This window comes from Streptomyces sp. SN-593, assembly GCF_016756395.1.
GTDB lineage: Bacteria > Actinomycetota > Actinomycetes > Streptomycetales > Streptomycetaceae > Actinacidiphila > Actinacidiphila reveromycinica.
The window spans coordinates 3,562,746-3,582,528 of sequence record NZ_AP018365.1; the positions used below are offsets into that span (position 1 = coordinate 3,562,746).

A 19,783-nucleotide genomic window follows, 5' to 3' on the forward strand; every position below is an offset into this window, starting at 1 on the left:
TTTCCCTAGACACCAGCCTTTGCTGTCGGGTTGTCGCGTTCCAGCCGGACGTGTGCGCGCATGAGTTCGCCCGGGTTCGTCTGGGCCGCGAGGAGGGAGAGTTCACCGCACAGCACCGTCGCCGCCGCGATGACGGCGAGCCGGCGGGCGTTGTCCCCGGGGCCCCGCTCGTCCCGGCAGCCGAGCCGGGCCAGGTTGGACTCCACGAAGTCGAGCCCCTTGCCGTTGCCGACGGTGCCCACGATCAGGTTGGGCAGGGTGCAGGCGAAGTAGAGGTCGCCGTCCCGGTCCTCGGCCATGACGACGCCCTGCGAGCCCTCGACGATGTTGGCCGCGTCCTGGCCGGTGGCCAGGTAGAAGCCGAGCAGCATGTTCGCGAAGTGGGCGTTCGCCGAGCGGATGCCGCCGGCGAGCAGGGTCCCGAGCATGTTCTTGCGGATGTTCAGCTCCACGACCGCGGCGGCCGTGGTGTGCAGGACGCCGTCGACCACGTCGCGCGGCACGAGCAGCTCGGTGACCACGTTCTTGCCGCGGCCGAGGATGCCGTTGATCGCGGTCGCCTTCTTGTCCGTGCAGTAGTTCCCGGAGATCGACCCGTAGGAGATGCCCGGGATCGTCTCCAGCAGGTGCCCGAGCAGCGCGTCGGAGGCGAGCGTGGCCATGTTGTGGCCCGACGCGTCGCCGGTGCTGAACTCGAAGCGGATGAAGAGCAGGTTGGCGTTGATCTCGTGGCGCACGCCGATCAGCTCGGCGAACCGGCTGCAACCGCGCACCACTGTGCGCAGCTCGTCGAGGTGCGCGTCGATGGTCCGCGCGGCCGTCAGCGCGGTCTGCGCGTCCGCCGCCTCCACCAGCACCGACCGGGTCATCCGCTCGTCGACGAGGGTGGCGACGATGCCCCGCTCGGAGAGCATGGAGACCTTCGCCCCCCGCCCCACGGAGGGCCACAGCGGCGACTCGTAGGTGGCGAGCGGGACCCGGGTCTCGGTGGCGGCCACGTTCCCCGAGATGCGCACGGGGCCCACCCAGCGCATCGGAACCCCGGCGATCGCCTCGTCGGTCATCGTCTGTCTCCCGTCGTCTCGTGGGCGCCGTCCCGGCCGCCGGAACGGCCGGCGAACGCCCGGGTGTCGATCCCCCGGTCCGCGCAGAACTCGCGCAGCCCGCCGTGGATCACCAGGTCGCGGTGCGTCAGGTCGGCGGGGGTGCGCGCGCCGAGCAGGGTCAGGAGTGCGGCGAGTTGGTCGAGCCAGGTCGTGATCCGGTCGATCAGCGCCCCCACGCCGCCGTCGAGCAGCGTGCGCAGGAAGGTGCCGGACACGCCGACACCGGACGCGCCGAGCGCCAGCGCGCGGGCCACGTCGAGCGGGTTGCGCACGCCGCCGGAGGCGAGGACCGGGATCGGGGCGCCCTGCGCGTCCAGCAGGCACGCGGCCGTGGACTGCCCCCAGCCGGTGAGGTAGGCGTAGTCGGCGAGTTCGCGCCGGCCGTTCTCGATGCGGGCGAAGTCGGTGCCGCCCCGGCCGCCGAGGTCGGCGACCCGCACGCCCAGGTCCTCCAGCAGGTGGACGGTCTCGCGGCTCAGGCCGAAGCCGACCTCCTTGACGATCACGGGGACGTCGACGCCGGCCGCGATCTTCCCGATCTGCGGCGCCCAGGAGGCGAACGACCGGTCGCCTTCGGGCATCACCGTCTCCTGCACGGTGTTGACGTGGATCTGGAGGGCGTCGGCCCGGAGCAGGTCGACGGCCCGCCGCGCCCTGTCGACGGAGGCCGTCGCGTTGACGTTGGCCAGGACGAACCCGTCCGGGTTCTGTTCGCGCAGCACGCTGAAGGTGCCGGCGCAGTCCGGATCCTTGAAGTAGGCGCTCATCGAGCCGGAGGCGATCGGCACGCCGGTCTCGCGCGCGGCGATGCCCAGGTCCCGGTTGATGGCGCCGGTCCGCTGGCTGCCGCCGGTCATCGCGTTGATGTAGAGCGGCACCCGCCAGGAGATGCCGGCGAAGCCGGTGGCCAGGCAGACGTCCTCCCGGTCGATGCCGGCCAGGGCGTGGTGGACGAACGACACGTCGTCGAACTGGTTGCGCCCGTGGTGCTGCTGCTGTTGCTCGACGGCGAGCCGGACGTGGTCGTCCTTGCGATCGGCGATCATTCCTCGTTCCCTTCCGCGGCGGCACGGATGCGGAGGGGCCGCACCCCGGCGCGGGCCCACCGCTCGCGCAATCGGGCGATGTCGTGTGGGGCTGCGGCGTCCAGGAGCGCGATGCCGCAGTCGCCGCCGCCCGCCCCGGAGGGCTTGGCCGCGCCTCCGACGGCTTCGGCGGCCTCGCACAGCGCCGTCAGCCGGGGGGTGAAGATCCCCAGGGCGACCTCGTCGTCCAGCCGGGCCAGCTCCTGCCGGGCCCGCCGGACCTGCTCCTTGAGCTCTCGTCCGCAACGCCGCTCCAGCGCGGCGGCCGCCGCCCGGGCGCAGTCGGCGGTGGTGCGGACGAACCGCCGGTGGGCGTCGGTGCCGCGCCACTGCCGCCGGTGCAGGTCCGCCACCAGGGCCGTGGTGGAGGCCGGTGTCCCGGTCCACCCGACCTCCAGCGCGAGGCCCTCGGGGGCGGGCAGACGGCGTACCCCGAACCCGGGCCAGGGCGCGCGGAGCGCCTCCTCGATCCCGCGCTCGCGGGCCAGGGCCAGGACGGCGTCCCGGTCGGGCGCGCGGTAGGCGATCCAGCCGCCCCAGGTGCCGGCGGCGAGGTCGCCGCCGGAGCCCTTGGGGTCGATCCCGGCGGTGGCGAGCAGCGCCAGCCGGAACCGCTCCTCGGCGGACAGGGCGAGGCCGCAGTACGCGGCCGTGGCGGCGACGGTCGCCACGGTCACCGCGGCGCTGGAGCCCAGACCGTACTTGGTGCCGTGGTCGTGCAGGTCGCTCTCGATCGACACGCCGAACGACGGCGCGGGACACCCGCGTTCGGCCAGCAGCCGGGCCACCGTCTCGATCGCGCCCGTCACGTGGGCGAGCCCGGCGCCCGCGTCCGCCCCGTCGCCGGTGCCGTACGGCCGGAGCCGGCCGCGGCTCCACCGGAGGCGGGCGCCGCGCGGGCCGAGGTCGGAGGAGATCTCGACGCCGTGCCCGGCCGGGCCGGTCAGGGTGACGGTGACGTAGCGGTCGACCGCGACGAGGACCGCGGGGTTGCCGGGCTCGACGACCGCGTACTCCCCCACCACGAACAGCTTGCCCGGCGCGCGGCGCACGGCGGTCCGCTGACCGGTCATCGACCGTCCCCGCCCAGCAGGCGGGCTCCCGGCCCCGGCCCGGCGACGAGCACGGTGCCGTCCGCGGCCGCCTCCCACAGCGCCGCGGCGACCTGGCCGGCGTCGGCGCGGCGGCACAGGACCTTGACGTTGGGTCCGGCGTCCATGGTGGCGTAGGCCGGGACGCCGTCGCGTCGGATCCGGAGCACCCGGTCGAGGACGGCGAGGGTGGCCGGCGTCATGTAGCGCACCGCCGGCCGGGCCGCGAGCATCGTCGCGTGCATGCCCAGCGCGTTGCGCTCGGCGACCTCCCCGACCGTCTCGATGTCGCCGGCGAGCAGTGCGGCCCGCATCTCGGCCAGGTCCGCCCCGCTGGACGCGGCCCACGACTCGTACAGCGGCGAGGTGTCCACGGTCCGCCGCATGGCGGTCCTGCTGGAGACCTCCTTGGGGCCCGCGTCGAGCACGGCGACGACCAGTGCCGGGTCGAGGTCCCCCGTGGGCACCGGTTCGGCGTGGGAGGCGAGGTCGGCCTCCTGCGCGGTGCCGCGGGCCGGGCCCGCGTGCCACACCGCGAAGCCGCCGAAGACCGACCGGGAGGCCGACCCGGAGCCGCGCCGGGCCAGCCGCGACAGGGCGGTGGCGTCGAGGTCGAGCCCGTACGCGGCCGCGGCGGCGACCGCGAGGGCGGCGAAACCGCTGGCGGACGAGGCGAGGCCCGCTCCGGTCGGGACGGTGTTCTCGCTGTCCACGACGGCCCGGTGCGCCCGCCCGGCCCGCTCCCGGACCAGGTCGAGGAAGGCGACGACCCGGCGCAGTGCCTCGCCCCGGGCGGGGGCGCCGTTCAGGGTGACCTGGTCGTGCGCGGCGTCGGCCCGGAGGCGGACGCGGGTGGTCGTGGGGAAGACGTCCAGGGTCATCGACAGGCTGTCGACGCGGGGCAGGACCAGGTCCTCGTCGCGCTTGCCCCAGTACTTGATGAGCGCGATGTTCGGGTGCGCGACGGCGGTGGCCTCCTCGGTGGCACCCTGCTCCGGCGCGGCGGCCAGGGTGGCCGGGTGTTCAGAGCGCATCTTCGGCAGGCCCTCCCAGCGGCACGGTCCAGGTCTGCGCGGCGCCTGCCGCGTGGAGCCCCCGGACGACCTCGGGGGCGCGGTCCGGACGGGTCAGGACGATGGCGCAGCCGCCCAGGCCGCCGCCGGTGATCTTGGCACCGAGGCCGCCCGCGGCGAGCGCGGCGTCGACGAGCGCGTCGACGGCCCCGGTGCTGAGCCCGGCTCCTCGCAGCAGGTCGTGGTAGTGCGTCAGCCGCGAGCCGAGCTCCTCCGGCCGGCCGCCCGCGAGCGCCTGCCGGGCCTCCTCGGTCAGTCGGGACGCGCGGCGCACGAACCGCTCCCGCGCTCCGTCCTCCCGTGCGAACCCGTCCCGCAGCAGCGCGACCGCGTCCTTGGTGCGGCCCATGGCCCCGCTGTCCGCGATGACGAACAGGCCGTCGCAGCCGATGCTCAGCTCCTGGACCTCGCCCCCGCGGAACAGCAGCGGGGCGGACGCGCCGACGGTCCGCGCGTCCACTCCGCTGGAGCGGCCGTGGGCCACGTTCTCGGCCGTCTGCACCAGGTCGAACGTCTCGTCCTCCGTGAGGTCGAGACGGTGGAGGTCGGCGAGTGCGCGGACGACCGCGCGTGCGCAGGCCGCGCTGGAGCCGAGCCCGCGGCCGGGCGGGATCGTGGCGTCGACGGCCACGTCGAGGTGCGGGCCGCCGTCGGCGCCGGTGAGCGCCGTGAACCCGGCGACCAGCCGGCGCAGGCCCTCGGACGCCTGCGCGACCATCGGGCGCGACGGGGAGCCGGCCGACGTGAAGGACACGCCGCCCGGTGCCCCGCGGCCGGACCGGCGGGCCCACGCCGTGACCGTCAGTTGCGGAACGGGGAGGGCGAGCGCGGGAGCCCCGTACACGACGGCGTGCTCTCCGAGCAGGATGGCCTTGGCGTGGGCGCGGCCGATGCCGACGGAAACGCCCCGGCGGTCCTCCGGCACCCCCTCGACCGAGGTCGGCAGCGTCAAAGCGCTCAACTCCCTGTGTCGTTCGGGTGGGTTCGCGTGGTGCGGCGGTGCGGGAGGGCGGTGCGGGAGGCCGCCGGCGTCGCTCACGGGCGGCCGTCCGCCGCGCACCTCCCGCCGGTCACCGCGGCTCGGGCGTCATGAGGAGGCGGCGGGGGTGGAGCGTGGTCTCCGGCGCGGTGCGGACCCGGTGGCCGGGATCGGGGCGCAGCTTCCACTTCTGCGTCACCACGTCGAGGATGACCTCCAACTGCTCCCAGGCGAACGGCTCGCCGATGCACCCCTTCGATCCGACGCCGAAGGGGATGTAGGAGGCGTCGGAGCTGCTGGGACGCAGGGAGAGCCACCGGTCGGGGTCGAACCGGTGCGGATCGGGGTAGCGTCCGGGGTCGCGGTGCAGCAGGTACGAGCTGAAGACCAGGTTCGTGCCCGCCGGGAGCCGGTGGCTGCCGAGCCGGACGTCCACCAGGGCCTTCCGGCACGAGATCCACACCGGCGGGTAGAGCCGGAGGATCTCCGCGAGGAACCGGAGGGTGTAGCCGGAGGCGCCGTGTTCCAGGCCGGCGCCCGCGGTGCGCCGGTGCACCAGGTCCTTCAGGAGTTGTTCCTCGGCCGAGTCGTCGGTGGAGAGCACGTGCAGGGCCCAGGACATGACGGAGGCCGTGGTGACGGTGGCCGCGGTCAGCATCATGACCGCCTCCTCGCACACCTGCTCCGGCGTCAGGACGCGGTTGCCCTCGCTGTCGGAGTCCGCCAGGAGCGCCGAGAGGTAGCCGGCCGTCGACGTGGGGGAGTCCAGGAGACCGGCGATGCACTCCGAGAGGAGTTCCCGGAACTCCCTGCGTGCCCGGGACAGCCGGGCGGACGCGCCCGGACGCGCCGCGCGGGCCGCCGCCTTGCCGTAGAGCGGCTTGCGGATCATCTCCCAGGCCAGGCGGGAGAGCCGCTCGCTCAGTGCCTTGATCGTCGCCTGCGGCAGCCCGACGATGAGCGTCCCGGTGACGATCGCGCAGGTGATCCGGCACATCTCGGCCTGGACGTCCACCGGTTCCCCGGCCCGCCACGAGGAGATGGTGTCGCTGACGATGTCCCGCATCGCGGGAACGTACTCGTCGATCCTCGCCGACCGGACGTAGGGGTTCGCCAGGCGCCGGTAGTGCCGGTGCATGGACTCGTCCTCCGAGAGCATCCCCACCCGGCTGAGGTTCCTGGCCTTCCGGAAGAGCTCGCCCTTGCCGTAGTTCCGGCTCTCGCCCACCAGGATGTCGCGGACCAGGACCGGGTCCCGCACGAAAACCGCCTCGATGCCGTCCACCGTCAGGTGGCGCAGCGTGTGCCCCCGCAGGAGGCTCTCCATCTGGCTGAACCGGAACGCGGGACTGCCGTGCCCACCGCGTTCCTCGCGCTCGTCGTGTTCGACGCGGCCCCCCGGTTCGCCCTGGTCCAGGGTTGCCGAGTCCATCCGACCCGTCATTGCACCCACCTCTCGTACGTCGTTCCGCGTGCGCTCCGTGACCGGATCCGGCCGTGGCGGCCCGCCGCGCGAGCAGCACAAAGAAGGGAGATCCCGCAGGGGCGGGATCTCCCGGGAGCGCGTGAGCGGTTCCGCGTTACGCGGTTTCCTTGTCGCGAGCCGCGATGTAGGCGGCGTTCAGCCGGCTGACGGAGTGCCAGCGGTAGTACGACTGGAGCTTGTAGTACTCCTCGCCGCCGGACGTCACGGCGGCGTAGACCATCTTGACGTCGTCGACCCCGTAGGTGACGTTCTTCACGAAGTGCTCGACCTTGGTGCCCAGCCGGGCGAAGAACGCCATCGGATCGTCCGTCTTCACGCCGTAGGAGATCCGCTCGATCTCCATGGTGTCCCAGTTCAGGGTGGTGTAGAGGCCGAACGACCGCTCGCAGAAGGCGAACATCTGCTCGCTGGGGCTCGGCAGCCCGATGTCCTGGTGCATCGCCAGGACGGTGTCCCGCTCGAAGCACTGGGCGGGTGCCGCGAAGTACACGTTCATGGTGCGGCTGCGGTAGTCGATGCCGATGACGTCGACCTTCTCCGCCAGGCCGTAGCGGGTGAAGAAGGCGGTGTTCCCGGCCAGGCTGCGCGGCATCGACGCCAGGCCGGTGAGCCGGTCCAGCGTCTCGTGCTCCCCGGCCGGGAAGTACACCCAGATCTTCTTGAACCCGGAGACGACCCCGAGGTCGACGCCGTAGCTGTCGATGGGGCACAGCCGCTGGAGGTCGGCGAGCAGGTCGCCGACGGGGTGGTCCGTCTTCTCGATCAGACCGTTCGCCAGGGCCACGGAGTAGGGGTCGATGTCCTTGGGAAGGGTGAAGCGGGTGTCGAAGTCCCCCTCGTGCCGCGCGTTGGTGGCCACCCTGAAGGCGATCACGGCCTGGGGAAGAGCGTCCTCGAAGGCGGTGAGGACGGGCCAGACGACGTCACGCGAGGCGGTCACGTCCAGCAGGCCGGCTGACTTCTCGATGGCTGAGTAGACACTCGCCACGTCGACATCGGCTGCATCCGGCATCGTTTGTCTCCAAAGGGTTCGGGTTCCTGTGGGCATTGCTGGTGTGGTGCCCGGGCGCGCGCGGCGATGGCCGCGCGCGGCGCCGCCGGGCACCGCGCCGGGTCACGCCACCTTGGTCGCGGACAGGATCGCCTGGACCGGGATGACGTCCGGCGGCACCTCCGACGCGTCCTTGGTGATCGCCTTCGTCACCTTGAACCCGCACTCCTCCAGCCAGCTCTGGTAGACCGACAGCTTCTGCGGACCGCCCTGGCCCATCGTGCAGCCGATGAAGAAGGCCGGGAAGAAGTCGACGTTGTAGTTGTCGGTGTCCGTGATGTCCTCCGGGTACACCGGCACCATGATGTTGACCTGGCCGCCGACCTCCAGGGCGGCGTTGACGCCGCTGAGGATCCTGACCACGTCGTCCTTGTCGAACATGTCCAGGAAGTGCTTGATCAGGACGATGTCGAAGCCCTTGGGCACGCCGTCGAAGACGTCGCCGCCGATGAAGGAGCACTGCTCCGCGACACCGTGGGCCTTGAAGTTCGCCAGGGCCTCCTGCTCCTTCTCCGGCAGGTCGAAGGTGGTGACCCGCAGGCCGGGGGACGCCTTGTACGTGGCGGTGTGGACCGCTCCGAGGCCGGTGTTGCCCGCCAGGTCGAGCACCCGGGCGCCGGCCGGGACGTCGATGTTCCCGAAGAACCAGGGGTCGATGTTGGCGGTGACCGTGTTCATCAGGTTCGCCCACGCCTCGCGCAGGTCGCGGTGCTCGGCCACGGCCCCGTAGAGGGTGCCCTCGGTCACCCCGTACATCTCCCGCAGGCCGACGAGCGTGCCGGTCCGGGCGCTCTCGGTCAGGTGGAAGAGCTGGCGGAGCGCCACCACCTTGATCATGTTCATGTAGGCGAGGGCGCGCTTCAGATCGGCCGCCGCGACCTCGGCGAGGGCGTCCAGGGTGTAGCCGCCGGACTCCTCGTCGCAGGCGACGAAGCCCTCCTTGACCAGCAGGAGGAGCAGTTGCTCGACGGCGTCCGCCTTGGCGCCGACCGCCGTCCCCAGCTCGTCCGCGGTCAGACCCGGGCGCTCCCGGATCGTGTCGACGAGGCCGAGCTCGAAGCAGGACAGCAGGGTCATGAACCGGGAGGGGCCCACCATGTACTCGCGGAATCGGGCGAGCGTGGCTTCCGACGTCATGGACTCGTCTCTTTCGGTAGGGGTTTCCACCGCCGTGGCGGCGGCCTGCTGGTGAGGGGTCACTCCCGGCCCTTGAGGTCGTCCTTGAGCCGGTCGGCCAGCGCGAGGCGCTGGACCTTGAGGGTGGCGGTGCGCGGCAGCTCGGCCTCCGGGATCTGGACCGGGTCGGCCAGTTGGGGGAAGTCGGCGACGGCCTCCCGCCAGCGGTCCCGGTCCAGCGGCCGGTCGCCGTGGGTGCAGAGCACCGGAACGGCCTGGGAGTCGGGGCCCTGGACCACGACCAGCTCGCTCAACTCGTGCAGTTTGCCGAGGACCAGGTCCTCGATCTCCAGGGAGCTGCGGACACCGTGGATCATGTCGACCTCCCGGTCGAGCATGTGCAGGCAGCCGAACCGGGTGAAGTAGCCGACGTCCCCGGTGCCCCACCAGTCGCCGCTGCGGTTGCTGTCGTAGCGCTCCTGCTCGCCGAAGTACGTCTTGGCCAGGGCCGGCCAGGCGACCTGGATGCGACCGGGGTTCGCGGCCGTCGGCCGCTTCCCGTCCCGGCTGACCACGCGGACCTTCGCCGAGCCGACGGGCATCTGCCAGCCGACGCAGCGCCCGTTGGCCTTGTGGGCGGAGCGGCGGAAGTAAGCCCGGCCGACGGCGGGTCCGACCTCGCTCTGCCCGTAGATCTGGAAGAACAGTGCGCCCCGACGCTCGGAGGACCTGAGCAGCTTGCTCATCGTCCCCGGGTGGATCGCGTCGAAGGTGCTGCTGAAGTACTTCACCGACGCGAAGGGCCGCCGCGGGTCGTCGGCTAGGCCCTCCCACGCCATCAGCGAGTTGGGCAGCGCCTCGATCAGCCCGGGCCGGTTCGCGAGGAACAGCTCGGCGACCGTGTCGGGGTCCGACTCGTTCATGAGCAGCACCGGCATCTCCTTCAGGAGGGCCAGGGCCATCGCCGCGACGTTCCGGGAGTGCACGAAGGGGATGTGGATCGCCACCCGCTCGCGCTTGCGCATGAGGGACAGCAGCCGCCACTGCGGCTTGAGCCGCAGGCCCTGGGTACGGGGCGTGTGCACGACCAGCTTGGGCACCCCGGTGGTGCCGGAGGTGTGGGTGATCACGGCTGCCTCGTCGATGGGCCGCTCCACCGGCTGGACCCGCGGCGCGCCGGCGAGCGCGCCCAGCGACACGGTCCCCGGCCGCTCACCGGACACGGTGATCACCCGCCGGGTCAGCTCCGGCAGGGGGAGTTCGGCCAGCACGTCCAGCTTGTGGTCGTCGGTGAGCAGGCTCGGCCGGTCGACCCGCTCCAGCAGGGCCCCGACGGTCGTGGCGTCCAGGCCCGGCGAGAGCAGCACCGGCACCGCGCCGATCCGGGACAGCGCGCAGGCCAGCATCCACACGTCGGCGTTCGCCTTCTTGTGGAGCACCACGTGCTCGTCGGGCCGGACGCCGGCGGCCCACAGGCGGGCCGCCAGGTCGTCGACCACCTCGGCGAGCCCCGAGACCGTCAGGTGCCGGCCCACCTCGGGGAGGACGTCGAGGTCGTGGTCGAGCGTGATCGGCGTCGTCTTGTTGACGGCCGCGGCCATGGCGGGCAGCAGGCCGATGTGGAGACCGCGCTCCTGTATCGATCGGTAGGCCACAGAGCCCTTCATCGGACTGTCTCCTTTGCGGTGCGGTGATCGATGGGCGGGGAAGCCGTCGCGGGTGCGGGTGCGGGCGCGGGCGGATGCGGGCGCGCGGGCGGATGCGGGTGCGGGCGCAGGCGCAGGCGCGCGCGGGTGCTGGGTGCTTAGGGCTCGCGACGGCGGCCCGGTCACCGGGAGGGGGGCGGCCCGGAACGGTCCCGAGGCGCCGTCGAAGCGGCGTCGCGGGACCCGTTGTCCATGGCCTGCCCGGCGGGTCCTGCCGGGCTCACGGCGCCCGGCACCGCACCTCCCTGCGTTGCCGGACCACCCACGTACGACCTAGCGGGCGATGACCAGCGTGGCCGGCGGCGCGGAGTGGAACGTGACACTCGTGAAGCCCGCCTTGACCAGCCACTCGTGGTAGTCGGACCGCCGCCAGGTACCGCCCCGCTTGCTCTTCAGGAGCATCTCCGAGGCGAAGATCAGCGGCAGGGCCGGACCGCCGCGGTCGTCGTCGACGACGTAGTCGCAGACCACCAGCGCACCGCCGGGCTTGAGCGCTTCGCGGAGGCGGGAGAAGACCGCGATGTTGTCCTCCGCCCCCTCCTGGTGGGCGATGTGGGAGTACAGCGCGATGTCGTACCGCGCGGTGCCGAAGTCGGTGGTGTGGAAGTCGCCGTTGACGGTGGTGAACCGGTCGCCCACACCCCGCTCCTCCTGGAGCCGGCGGGCGATCGCGTTGATCGGCTCCCAGTCGAGCTGGGTGGAGTGTGCGGCCGGGTTGGCCTCCAGCCAGATCCCGGAGTAGACGCCCGAACCGCCCCCCACGTCGAGGATGGAGACCGGGCCCGCCCCGGCGAGGCCGAGCACCTCGGCGGCGGCGCCGGCGGCCGTGACCGACTGCGCCGCGATGGCCGGGACGATCTCCTCCCAGTGCGGGTTGTCGGCCACCTCGGTCGTCGCGTTCTGCACCGGCCCCCCGGCCCGGACCACGTCCGGCAGGCCGGCCAGGCCGCCCATGTGCTTCAGCTTCAGTTGGGCGAAGCCGCTCAGGCAGGTGGGCTTGCCGTCGACCAGGTAGACGGACGCCTCGGGGGTGTTGCGGTAGCGGCCCTCGTGGAGCTCGACCAGGCCCACGCTGACGAGGCCGTCCAGGAGGGTCTGCGCGCCCCGCAGCGCGATGCCGGCACGGTCGGCCAGTTCGGCGGCCGTGCCCGCTCCGTCCTCCAGGTGCGTGAAGAGCGAGTGGGCGGCCGCGGCGCCCACGACACCGGTGGCCCAGTAGCCGTTGATGAGCCGCAGTACCCCGTCCGGGGTCGGCTGGTGGTCGGTCATGCGGCGCCTCCCGTCGTGCTGGTGGACGCGTGGGTCCGCACCGCGCCGCGCAGGGCGTCCACGACGCGTTCGACCTGCTCCGGCCTGAGTTCCGCGTGCATGGGAATCGCGAGCTGGCGCTGGAACAGGTCAGCCGAGACCGGGCACTTCTGCTGGGCCTCGAACACCGGCTGCACGTGCGCGGCGAAGGTGCCGTGCCCGCAGCCGATCCCCTGGCCGCGCAGCTCGGTGGCGACGGCGGCGCGGTCCACGCGCGGGTCCAGCGTCACCATGTAGGTCTGCCAGGCGTGGGTGCGGTCCTGAGGCACCTGGGGCAGCGTCAGCAACTCCTCGTCGGCGAGCAGTTCGGCGTACCGGGCCGCGGTGGCGCTGCGGCGCTCGGTGAGTTCGTCGATCCGGCCCAGTTGCACCTCCAGGATCGCCGCGGCGATGTCGGAGAGCTTGAAGTTGTAGCCGATCCCGGTGAACGTCGGGATCGGCAGGCCGACGACGTTCCCCATGTCGAAGATGCTGCCGATGCCGAAGGAGGAGCGCAGCCGCGCGTCCTTGCCGATCGCCGGGTCGCGGGCGAGCAGCGCGCCGCCCTCACCGCTGGAGGCGCCCTTGCGGCCGTGGAAGGAGAGGCAGCCCACCTGGGCGAGCGAACCGGCCGGGCGGCCCTGGTAGGTCGCGCCGACGGCGCAGGCGGCGTCCTCGACGAGGAACAGGCCGTGGCGGTCGGCGATCTCCTGGAGTTCGGTGTAGTCGGCGGGCAGGCCGACCGTGTCCACCGCGATCACGCCGACGGTGCGGGGCGTGACCAGGTCGGCCACCGACTGCGGGTCGATGGTGTAGGTGTCGGGCCGTACGTCGGCGAAGACCGGGACGGCGTCGAGGTACCGCACGGCCTGGGCGGGCGCCGGGAACCCGTAGTCGGCGACGATCACCTCGTCGCCCGGCTTGACGCCGAGGGCGAGCACGGCCAGGTGGAGCGCGGCGCCGCAGTTGCTGACCGCGACGGCGTCGCCGACTCCGTACCTCTCCGCCAGCCGGGCCTCCAGCGCCTTGCCCCGGGGGCCCTGGCCGGCCGGCCAGCCGGAGGCGAACACCTCGGCCACGGCCGCCAGTTCCCGCTCACCGAGACTCGCGCGGACCAGGGGGATCGGTTCCACCGCGGTCACCTCCCGTTCCGCTTCGCGTCGGGCGCCGCCGCGGGCGCCGCCTTCGTCGGCGGCTCGAAGCGCAGCGGCGTGATCTGGGCGACGTCGTAGCGCCGGCGCATCGCCTCCACGGCCGCGGGGTCCACCGCGGTGCCGCGTGACCAGATCTCGGCGATCTCCTCGAAGTACGTCTCGTGGTCGGGTGAGGGGTAGTTCTGGAAGAGCATCTTCACCGGCTTGTCCGTGGCGTTGCGGAAGGCGTGCGGCGTGCCGGGGGGGACGAACATGCAGCTTCCCTCGCCGGCGCGGACGACCCGGTCGCCCTTGGGGGACTGCCAGTGGTGCCAGGTGTCCGAGGTGCGCTCGGTCGGCTCGAAGCAGAGCACGTCCAGTTCCCCCTCCAGGACGTAGAAGAACTCCTCGGACTGGCTGTGGACGTGCGCCCCGACGTCGAATCCGGGCGGGACGACCACCTCGAAGACGGAGACGGACGATCCCATCTCCTGCGTGGCCTTGAAGGTCACCGCCTGCGCCGGGGTGACCAGCTTTCTCCCGGCACCGGCCGGTTTGATGAGGTCGGACATGGACTCCGCTTCCGTTGTTGGCGCGTGTGGTCTAGGCGAACGTCTCCGGGACGCTGTCGGTCGCCCAACTGCCGAGGGCCATCTCGGCGGTGATGCCGGGACCGAAGCCCGCGATCAGACCGGTCGCGCCGGGCGCCGGGGGGGCCTCCTCGAACATCCTGCGGGCGGCTTCGAGCACGACGGCGCTGGCGATGTTCCCGTACTCGTGCAGGGTCGACCAGCTGTGGCGGAACACGTTGCGGTCCACTTCGAGGAACTTCGCCAGGTCGTCGAGGATGCGCGGACCGCCGGCGTGGACGAGGTAGAAGTCGAGCTTGCCGACGTCCCAGCTGTGGTCCTTCGCCAGCTCGCGCAGCACCGGGGCGAGCGGCTCCATCGTGCCGGGCACGCGGCGGTCGAGCTGGAAGTGGAAGCCGGTGTCCTTGACCGCGTAGGAGATCCAGTCCTCGGTACCCGGGATCAGGTAGGAGGCGTTGCGCTCCAGGTCGATGCCGACGCCCCCCTCGCCGCGCACGACGGCGGCGGCGACCGCGTCGCCGAACAGGCCGTCCGAGAGCAGCGAGCCGATGTCGTCGGCGTCGGGCTGGTAGCAGAGCGAGCACAGCTCGCAGGAGACGATCAGGACGTGGCTGCCGGGGTGGGCCACGCAGAAGTCGTGGGCGCGGTTGATCGCCGCTCCGCCGGCCGCGCACCCCAGTTGGGAGATGGGGATCTGCCGGGTGTCGGAGCGGAAGCCCATGGTGTTGATCAGCCAGGCCGTCAGCGACGGCATCAGGAAGCCGGTGCACGACACGTAGATGATCGCGTCGATGTCACGGGCCTTCAGGTCGGCGTTGGCCAGGGCCTGTTCGATGACGCCGGGGGTGAGCTTCTTGGACTCGACCTCGTAGACGCGGTTGCGCTCCTGGAAGCCCGGGTGGTGGAGCGTCTTCTCGATGGGCTGGACGATGTGGCGCTTCCTGACGCCGGTGTTGCGGATCAGGCGCAGTGCCAGGGGGAGTTGCGGCTTGCCCGCGTGGGCCCTCGCGGCGAACTCCAGAGTCTCTTCCAGCGTGATGACGTGTTCGGGCGCACGCATCGCCGGCTTGCATAGCCTCGGCATATCCGGGGTCCACTTCCTCAGAGTCTCGACAGCAAGGGCAGTGGGGCGTCGCGCAGACGGCGGATCCTTCACCCGCCGTCCTCGGTGGGGTCGTTGACGCGTTCTTCACGGCGGCCGGCAGGCCCGCCGGCTCGGCGGCCGGGCGGAAACGGGGCGCGGCCCGCCGCCGTCCTGCCCCCCGCGAGGGGGAGAGGGACGGCGGCGGGCCGCGGGGCCGGGGCACGGGAGATGTTCGCTGGGGCGGCCGGTCGGACGGAGTCCGCCGACGGCGATTGGCGCCTGTCCTGAACGGGAAGGGACGTGAGCTGCTCGGCGGGAGCAGTCGGCTGCTGTGGATCGCCGGGAGTTCTGCGTGCGGGTCCCGCCTGTGCGGGGAACCGGCGGACGGCGGTCGATCCGCTGCCTGGTGACTGCTTTCGGGCAGGGAAGGTGTGCGGAAATAGTGACACGGCAGCAGGCTTGGCGCCAAGCATTACATGGAGTGACCTGGGTCACACTCGACTCCCCGTGGAGGCCGAGGACACCCCGGCTCGACGAGCACCGCACCGACCGGGCCCAACGGGCCCCAGGCGAGGGAACGTTCAGGGAACGCGCGCCTCCTAACGTCGTCCCCGACCTGCCACACCGGGCGGCCGAACGTCTCGGCCCCGTCCGGAGGCGGGGACGGCGGCACCGTCCCGGGGCGGTCGCCGACCGGGCGGACCCGTGCTCCTCCCGGCCGACGGCCGCGCTCCTCCCGGGACTTCGGAACCGATCCGTCCAGACCCTCACCCCGAAACGTCGAAAGGCGGTTCTCCATGACCGACACCCGCGCCTCCCATGCACCGCTCCGGAGCGCCGGACGGACGGCCGTCCTCACCGAGCAGGCCCAGCAGGCCGAGCCGGCCGGCACCGCGCTCGACGGCCCCGGTTCCGTGACCGTCTCCTGCCTGCTGATGCAGGACGCCGTGTCCGCGGACGTGGTGTCCGTCGCCACCGGAACCGGCAAGGTCGCCCTGTTCGCCAACCCCTACCTGGACGGCAAGGAGGAGGCCCTGGTCGTCGACCAGGAGGGGCACCTGACCTACCTCGGACGCACGGACTCGACGACCGGTTGGGAGCAGGCGGACGTCACCGGCGGCGGCGCCGAGACGCTGACGGCCACCGAGGTCGTGGTGGTCGTCCACCCGCAGGACCGCACCCTGTGGGCGCTCTACAGCAGCGCCACCGGCGCCTATCCCCGGCTGCGGGCGCTGCGCCTGGTCGGCGACACCACCCAGGAGGGCGCGGTGACGTCCTGGAGCTGGCGGGCGGAACCGTCCGCCATCGCGACCCCCGGTGGCGACGGGGTCGACGGCCTGAGCCACCTGTACACGTACTACGACGGCAGGACGCCCGTCGTCTTCGGCTACGACGCCGGCTCCTCCCGCATGGCCGTCGTCCGGCCCAGCACGACGGGACCGTCCCGCTTCGCCACCTGGACCGCGGGGACCCTGAAGCAGGCGGCGGGGGCGGTCGACGACCTCGCCGGCGGATACGTCACGCCGGAGGACCGCGGCACCCCTCCGGCGCCCGTGGGCGGGAACATCGTCTACGTCCGCCGCGGGCGGAACCTCAGCCGCCACAGCTCCTCGGCGGGCGCGGCGGTCCCCATCGCGCCGGACGCCACCGAACTGGTCGGGGTCTACCGGCCGTACGGGCGGCCGGACCTCGGGTGCCTGTACCTGGACGGCTCCGGGAACCTCGTGACGTGGAACACCGACGGCACCCCGAACGGGAAGTACACCTACACGGGCGGTCTGGGCCTGCGCACGGCCGACGCCTGGGTGGACGTCGACGGCATGGTCCACGTCTACGGCCTGGCCGTGGAGACCGACGGCGACGGGGTCGAGACGCACACGCTCAAAGTGCTCCACCAGGTGAGCTGGGAACCCGGCGGGGCGCCCGGCTGGTCCCGGGCCGCCGTCCCGTCGTCGATCCCGTTGGTTCCGGTGGACCCGGCCGCCCCGAAGTCCGCCGGCGGCGCGGGCGCCGCGCGGACGGCGCCGCACGGCGCCGCACCCGTGCCCACGTGCATCGGGCTGGTGCCGAAGGTCGCGTTCTTCGCGCTGGACCCGTTCCCCGACTCCCTGCCCAGCCAACTGGTGAAGCGGGAGGGGGTCGCGACGCCGTCGGACCAGTTCAGCATCCACACGCAGGACATCACCTCCGCCCGCTGGTCACGGGACAAGATCCGGCTGGCGCCGCAGGACGGCCCGGACCCGGTGAGCCGCGACCCGCACCTGGTCAGCCACTACGTCAGCTCGGTCACCGTCCTGGACGGGCGCGGCACCCCGATGCCCGCGGTGACCGTCCAGATCTCCGCGGAGACGCTGGTCGAGATCCAGGTCGACGGCGCCTCCTACCTGGTCGGACCGGGCTACCACGCCCGTCTGGCCACGAACAGCCTCGGCCGGATCACCGTCGCGACGCCCGCGGACAGCCTGCTGCCGGCCACCTTGCACGTGGACGTGATCGGGCTGGCGAAGGGCGCGATCATCCAGCCGGCGTCCGCGGTGCACGAGTACCTGGCCGGCACCGGCACGCTCCCGTCCCGGCAGGGCCTGTTCGACGCCGAGGCCCTCCGGACCGCCGAGGCCGACGGCAGGCCGCTGGTCGCCCCGGAGCACGAGGGCTCGGTCGACCACGTCGTCAACGGGACCAAGCAGGTGTTCAAGGTCGCCTCGGGACAGCCGCTGACCTCGCGGCTGTTCAGGGGCGCCGGACCCGCCCCGCACCTCCACGGCTTCGCGGTCGGGTCCGCCCCGGGCCACGCGCGGGCCGCCGGCGCCGGCGGTGTCGCCTACTCCGAGTTCACCACCCCCGACCAGGCACGGGCGCACCTGGAGGGGATACGGGCGCGGCCGGAGTACGGCGGCATCTGGGACGACTTCGTCAACTGGGCGGGCGACGTCTGGGAGGGCATCAAGAACGGCGCCATCGAGGTCTACGAGGTCGCCGTGCACGCCGTGACCTCGGTCTTCGTCTGGGTCGGCGAGAAGATCGTCGAACTGGTCGGCTTCGCCATCGACACGGTCGAGAGCGCCGTGCACGCGGTCGAGGCGGTCATCAGGGAGGTCGTCGACGCCGTTTCGAGGGTCGTCGACTGGCTGAAGGCGCTGTTCGACTTCAAGGACATCTGGGACACCAAGCGGGCACTGGAGTCCGGGATGGGCATGCTCCTCTCCTACGGCAGCGCGACCCTGGAGCACTTCGGCAGCCTGCCCGGCGCCTGGTTCGAGAGCAAGGAAGCCGAGGTGAAGCAGTACTTCGACGGGCTCAGGAGCCGCTACGCCGGGCGCCCGCTGGGAGACGCGGGCAACCAGGTCCCCGCGATCACCGACGCGTCCGGGAGCACCGCCACACCTCAGGACCTGCGCGGCAACCCGCAGGCCACGTGGCTGCTCGACCAGGCGATGGGCTCCCGGGTCATGGCGGCCGCCGGCGGCGCCCCGTCGCCGGTGCGGGCCGACTCGGCGATCTTCGACGCGTTCACCGCGTTCGTCGGCGATCTGAGGAAGACCCGCATCGACGAGACGGCGCTGGAGGTGCTCGGCGACCTGGGGGCCGTCGTGGCGCAGGTCGTCGACGCCGCGGACCCGGAGCTGGCCGGCAAGGCCTCGATGACCGCGCTCATCGACACCCTCGAAAAGCTGATCAACGCCGTCCTCGCGATGCTGGACGCCGTCGTCAAGGCGGTCGTGGCCCTGGTCAAGGCGGTCGCGACGAACCTGACCGAGGTGCTGGGCGCGCAACCGCCCGGACTCATGGCGCTGAACACCCTCTACCGGTGGATCCAGACGTCGGGCGGGGTCGAGGAGGAGGACGTCGAGGACATCACCCTCGGCGGACTGATCAGCCTGGTCGCGGGCTTCGCCGTCACCACCGTCCACAAGCTCGTCAACGGCGTGGACCGGGCGCCGTTCCCCGGCGGCTGGTTCCCGGTCGTCCCGGCGCCGCCGTGGCACCCCCAGTACGACCCGCGGGCCGGGTCCGGGGCCGACGACCCCGCCTTCAACGCGTCGATGAGGGACCTTCAGCTCGTGGCCGGTTCCATGGGCCTGGTCGGTGCCCTGTTCGACGTGGCCGCCGACCTGATGCCGCTCGGCGGGGACGCCGTCCCCGATCTGTTGCAGGTCGGCGTCGCGGCGGGCTCCAGCCTCTGCACCGCGACCCTCTTCGGCGTGCTCGGCTCCTGCCCGCCGGTCATGGGCATCGACTGGGAGGAAGGGGGCGGCAGGGCCTCCGCCGCCTTCGGCGTCGCGACCACCTACGCGCTGGCGTGCCTGGCCACCGTGGGTGCCCAGTTGGCGGGCTACGGCGACACCCCGATCCTCAAGAACATCGCCGACGTCACCCTGGGCCCCATCACGGCATGCGCGGCCTCGGCGCTCGTCGTGTTCCTCGCGATCCCCGCCGACGGGGACGTCGACCCCTACGCGACGACCCAGATCGCCCTGGCCGGGGTACCCGGGATGGCGCAGATGCTCCGCTACCGGGCCACGCCGAAACAGCCCGGGGCCCAGGTGCGCGCGGGGATCGTCGCCGTGGTCGACGGTCTGGCCCAGGCGACGTCGTCCAGCATGCTGCTGGCCGCCGCGGCCAGGTCCGAGGTGGTCGTGCCGTCGCAGCAGCCGCACCTGCTGCCCGGCTCGGTGGGAGCGCCCTACACCGCCACCCTCGTGGCCGAGGGAGGCGGCGACCCCTTCAACGAGCCGCTGCGGGGGTGGACCGTGGACAGCGGGTCGCTGCCCGCGGGCCTGAGTCTCGCGCCGTCCGGCGTCATCTCCGGGACGCCGACGAAGGCGGGCCGGTACACCTTCACCGTCACCGTCTCGAACTCCTTCAAGCCGCCCCAGTACGCCTCCCCGACGGCGCTCACCCTGACCGTCGGCTGAACGCGCGGCACGGCCTCGGCTCGCCCGCCGGGTCGCGGGCGAGCCGGGCGTCGCGGCGCTACCGCGGGTGCCCTCGCGGG

14 protein-coding genes are annotated in these 19,783 nt (G+C 72.6%); 1 reads left to right on the forward strand and 13 read right to left on the reverse strand.

The annotated features are described in order from the left end of the window. Positions 1 to 5 precede the first annotated feature (5 nt). The 13 genes from RVR_RS14695 to RVR_RS14755 all read right to left on the reverse strand — a co-directional run bounded on the left by RVR_RS14695 (position 6) and on the right by RVR_RS14755 (position 14,787). Complete coding sequence (locus tag RVR_RS14695; RefSeq protein ID WP_202234284.1) at positions 6 to 1,064, reverse strand: hydroxymethylglutaryl-CoA reductase; 1,059 nt, start codon at positions 1,062 to 1,064, stop codon at positions 6 to 8. Beyond that, a complete protein-coding gene (gene fni / locus RVR_RS14700) occupies positions 1,061 to 2,152 on the reverse strand; it encodes a type 2 isopentenyl-diphosphate Delta-isomerase (RefSeq protein ID WP_202234285.1) in 1,092 nt (363 codons plus the stop codon). The genes RVR_RS14695 and fni overlap by 4 nt, the downstream gene beginning before the upstream one ends. After that, the gene (locus tag RVR_RS14705) at positions 2,149 to 3,264 is read right to left on the reverse strand and encodes a phosphomevalonate kinase (RefSeq protein ID WP_202234286.1); all 1,116 of its coding nucleotides are present in this window, start codon (positions 3,262 to 3,264) and stop codon (positions 2,149 to 2,151) included. The genes fni and RVR_RS14705 overlap by 4 nt, the downstream gene beginning before the upstream one ends. Then, positions 3,261 to 4,316, reverse strand: a complete 1,056-nt coding sequence (mvaD, locus tag RVR_RS14710) for a diphosphomevalonate decarboxylase (RefSeq protein ID WP_202234287.1) — start codon at positions 4,314 to 4,316, stop codon at positions 3,261 to 3,263. The genes RVR_RS14705 and mvaD overlap by 4 nt, the downstream gene beginning before the upstream one ends. Next, positions 4,306 to 5,307, reverse strand: a complete 1,002-nt coding sequence (gene mvk / locus RVR_RS14715; RefSeq protein ID WP_202234288.1) for a mevalonate kinase — start codon at positions 5,305 to 5,307, stop codon at positions 4,306 to 4,308. The genes mvaD and mvk overlap by 11 nt, the downstream gene beginning before the upstream one ends. Positions 5,308 to 5,425: 118 nt before the next feature. Then, positions 5,426 to 6,766 carry a cytochrome P450 gene (locus tag RVR_RS14720; protein ID WP_202234289.1) on the reverse strand — a complete coding sequence of 447 codons (1,341 nt, stop codon included), beginning with the start codon at positions 6,764 to 6,766 and terminating at the stop codon, positions 5,426 to 5,428. A 148-nt stretch (positions 6,767 to 6,914) separates the two neighbouring features. Next, positions 6,915 to 7,832, reverse strand: a complete 918-nt coding sequence (locus RVR_RS14725) for an aromatic prenyltransferase (protein ID WP_202234290.1) — start codon at positions 7,830 to 7,832, stop codon at positions 6,915 to 6,917. A 102-nt stretch (positions 7,833 to 7,934) separates the two neighbouring features. Next, positions 7,935 to 9,008: a methyltransferase gene (locus RVR_RS14730; RefSeq protein ID WP_237404747.1), complete on the reverse strand. Its 1,074-nt coding sequence runs from the start codon at positions 9,006 to 9,008 to the stop codon at positions 7,935 to 7,937. Between the two features lie 59 nt (positions 9,009 to 9,067). Continuing rightward, on the reverse strand, positions 9,068 to 10,654 hold the full coding sequence (locus RVR_RS14735) for an AMP-binding protein (RefSeq protein WP_202234291.1): 1,587 nt from the start codon (positions 10,652 to 10,654) through the stop codon (positions 9,068 to 9,070). A 312-nt stretch (positions 10,655 to 10,966) separates the two neighbouring features. Beyond that, entirely contained in the window at positions 10,967 to 11,962 is a 996-nt protein-coding gene (locus tag RVR_RS14740; protein WP_202234292.1) for a class I SAM-dependent methyltransferase, read from the reverse strand. Further along, positions 11,959 to 13,113 (reverse strand): DegT/DnrJ/EryC1/StrS family aminotransferase, encoded by a 1,155-nt coding sequence (locus RVR_RS14745; protein WP_202234293.1) that lies wholly within the window; start codon positions 13,111 to 13,113, stop codon positions 11,959 to 11,961. Before RVR_RS14745 ends, RVR_RS14740 begins: the two co-directional genes overlap by 4 nt. A 5-nt stretch (positions 13,114 to 13,118) precedes the next feature. After that, positions 13,119 to 13,685: a cupin domain-containing protein gene (locus RVR_RS14750; protein WP_202234294.1), complete on the reverse strand. Its 567-nt coding sequence runs from the start codon at positions 13,683 to 13,685 to the stop codon at positions 13,119 to 13,121. 31 nt (positions 13,686 to 13,716) lie between these two features. Next, positions 13,717 to 14,787, reverse strand: a complete 1,071-nt coding sequence (locus RVR_RS14755) for a type III polyketide synthase (protein ID WP_202234295.1) — start codon at positions 14,785 to 14,787, stop codon at positions 13,717 to 13,719. A gap of 797 nt (positions 14,788 to 15,584) precedes the next feature. Between RVR_RS14755 and RVR_RS14760 the strand changes: the two genes are divergently transcribed. Further along, a complete protein-coding gene (locus tag RVR_RS14760; protein WP_202234296.1) occupies positions 15,585 to 19,703 on the forward strand; it encodes an Ig domain-containing protein in 4,119 nt (1,372 codons plus the stop codon). Positions 19,704 to 19,783 lie beyond the last annotated feature (80 nt).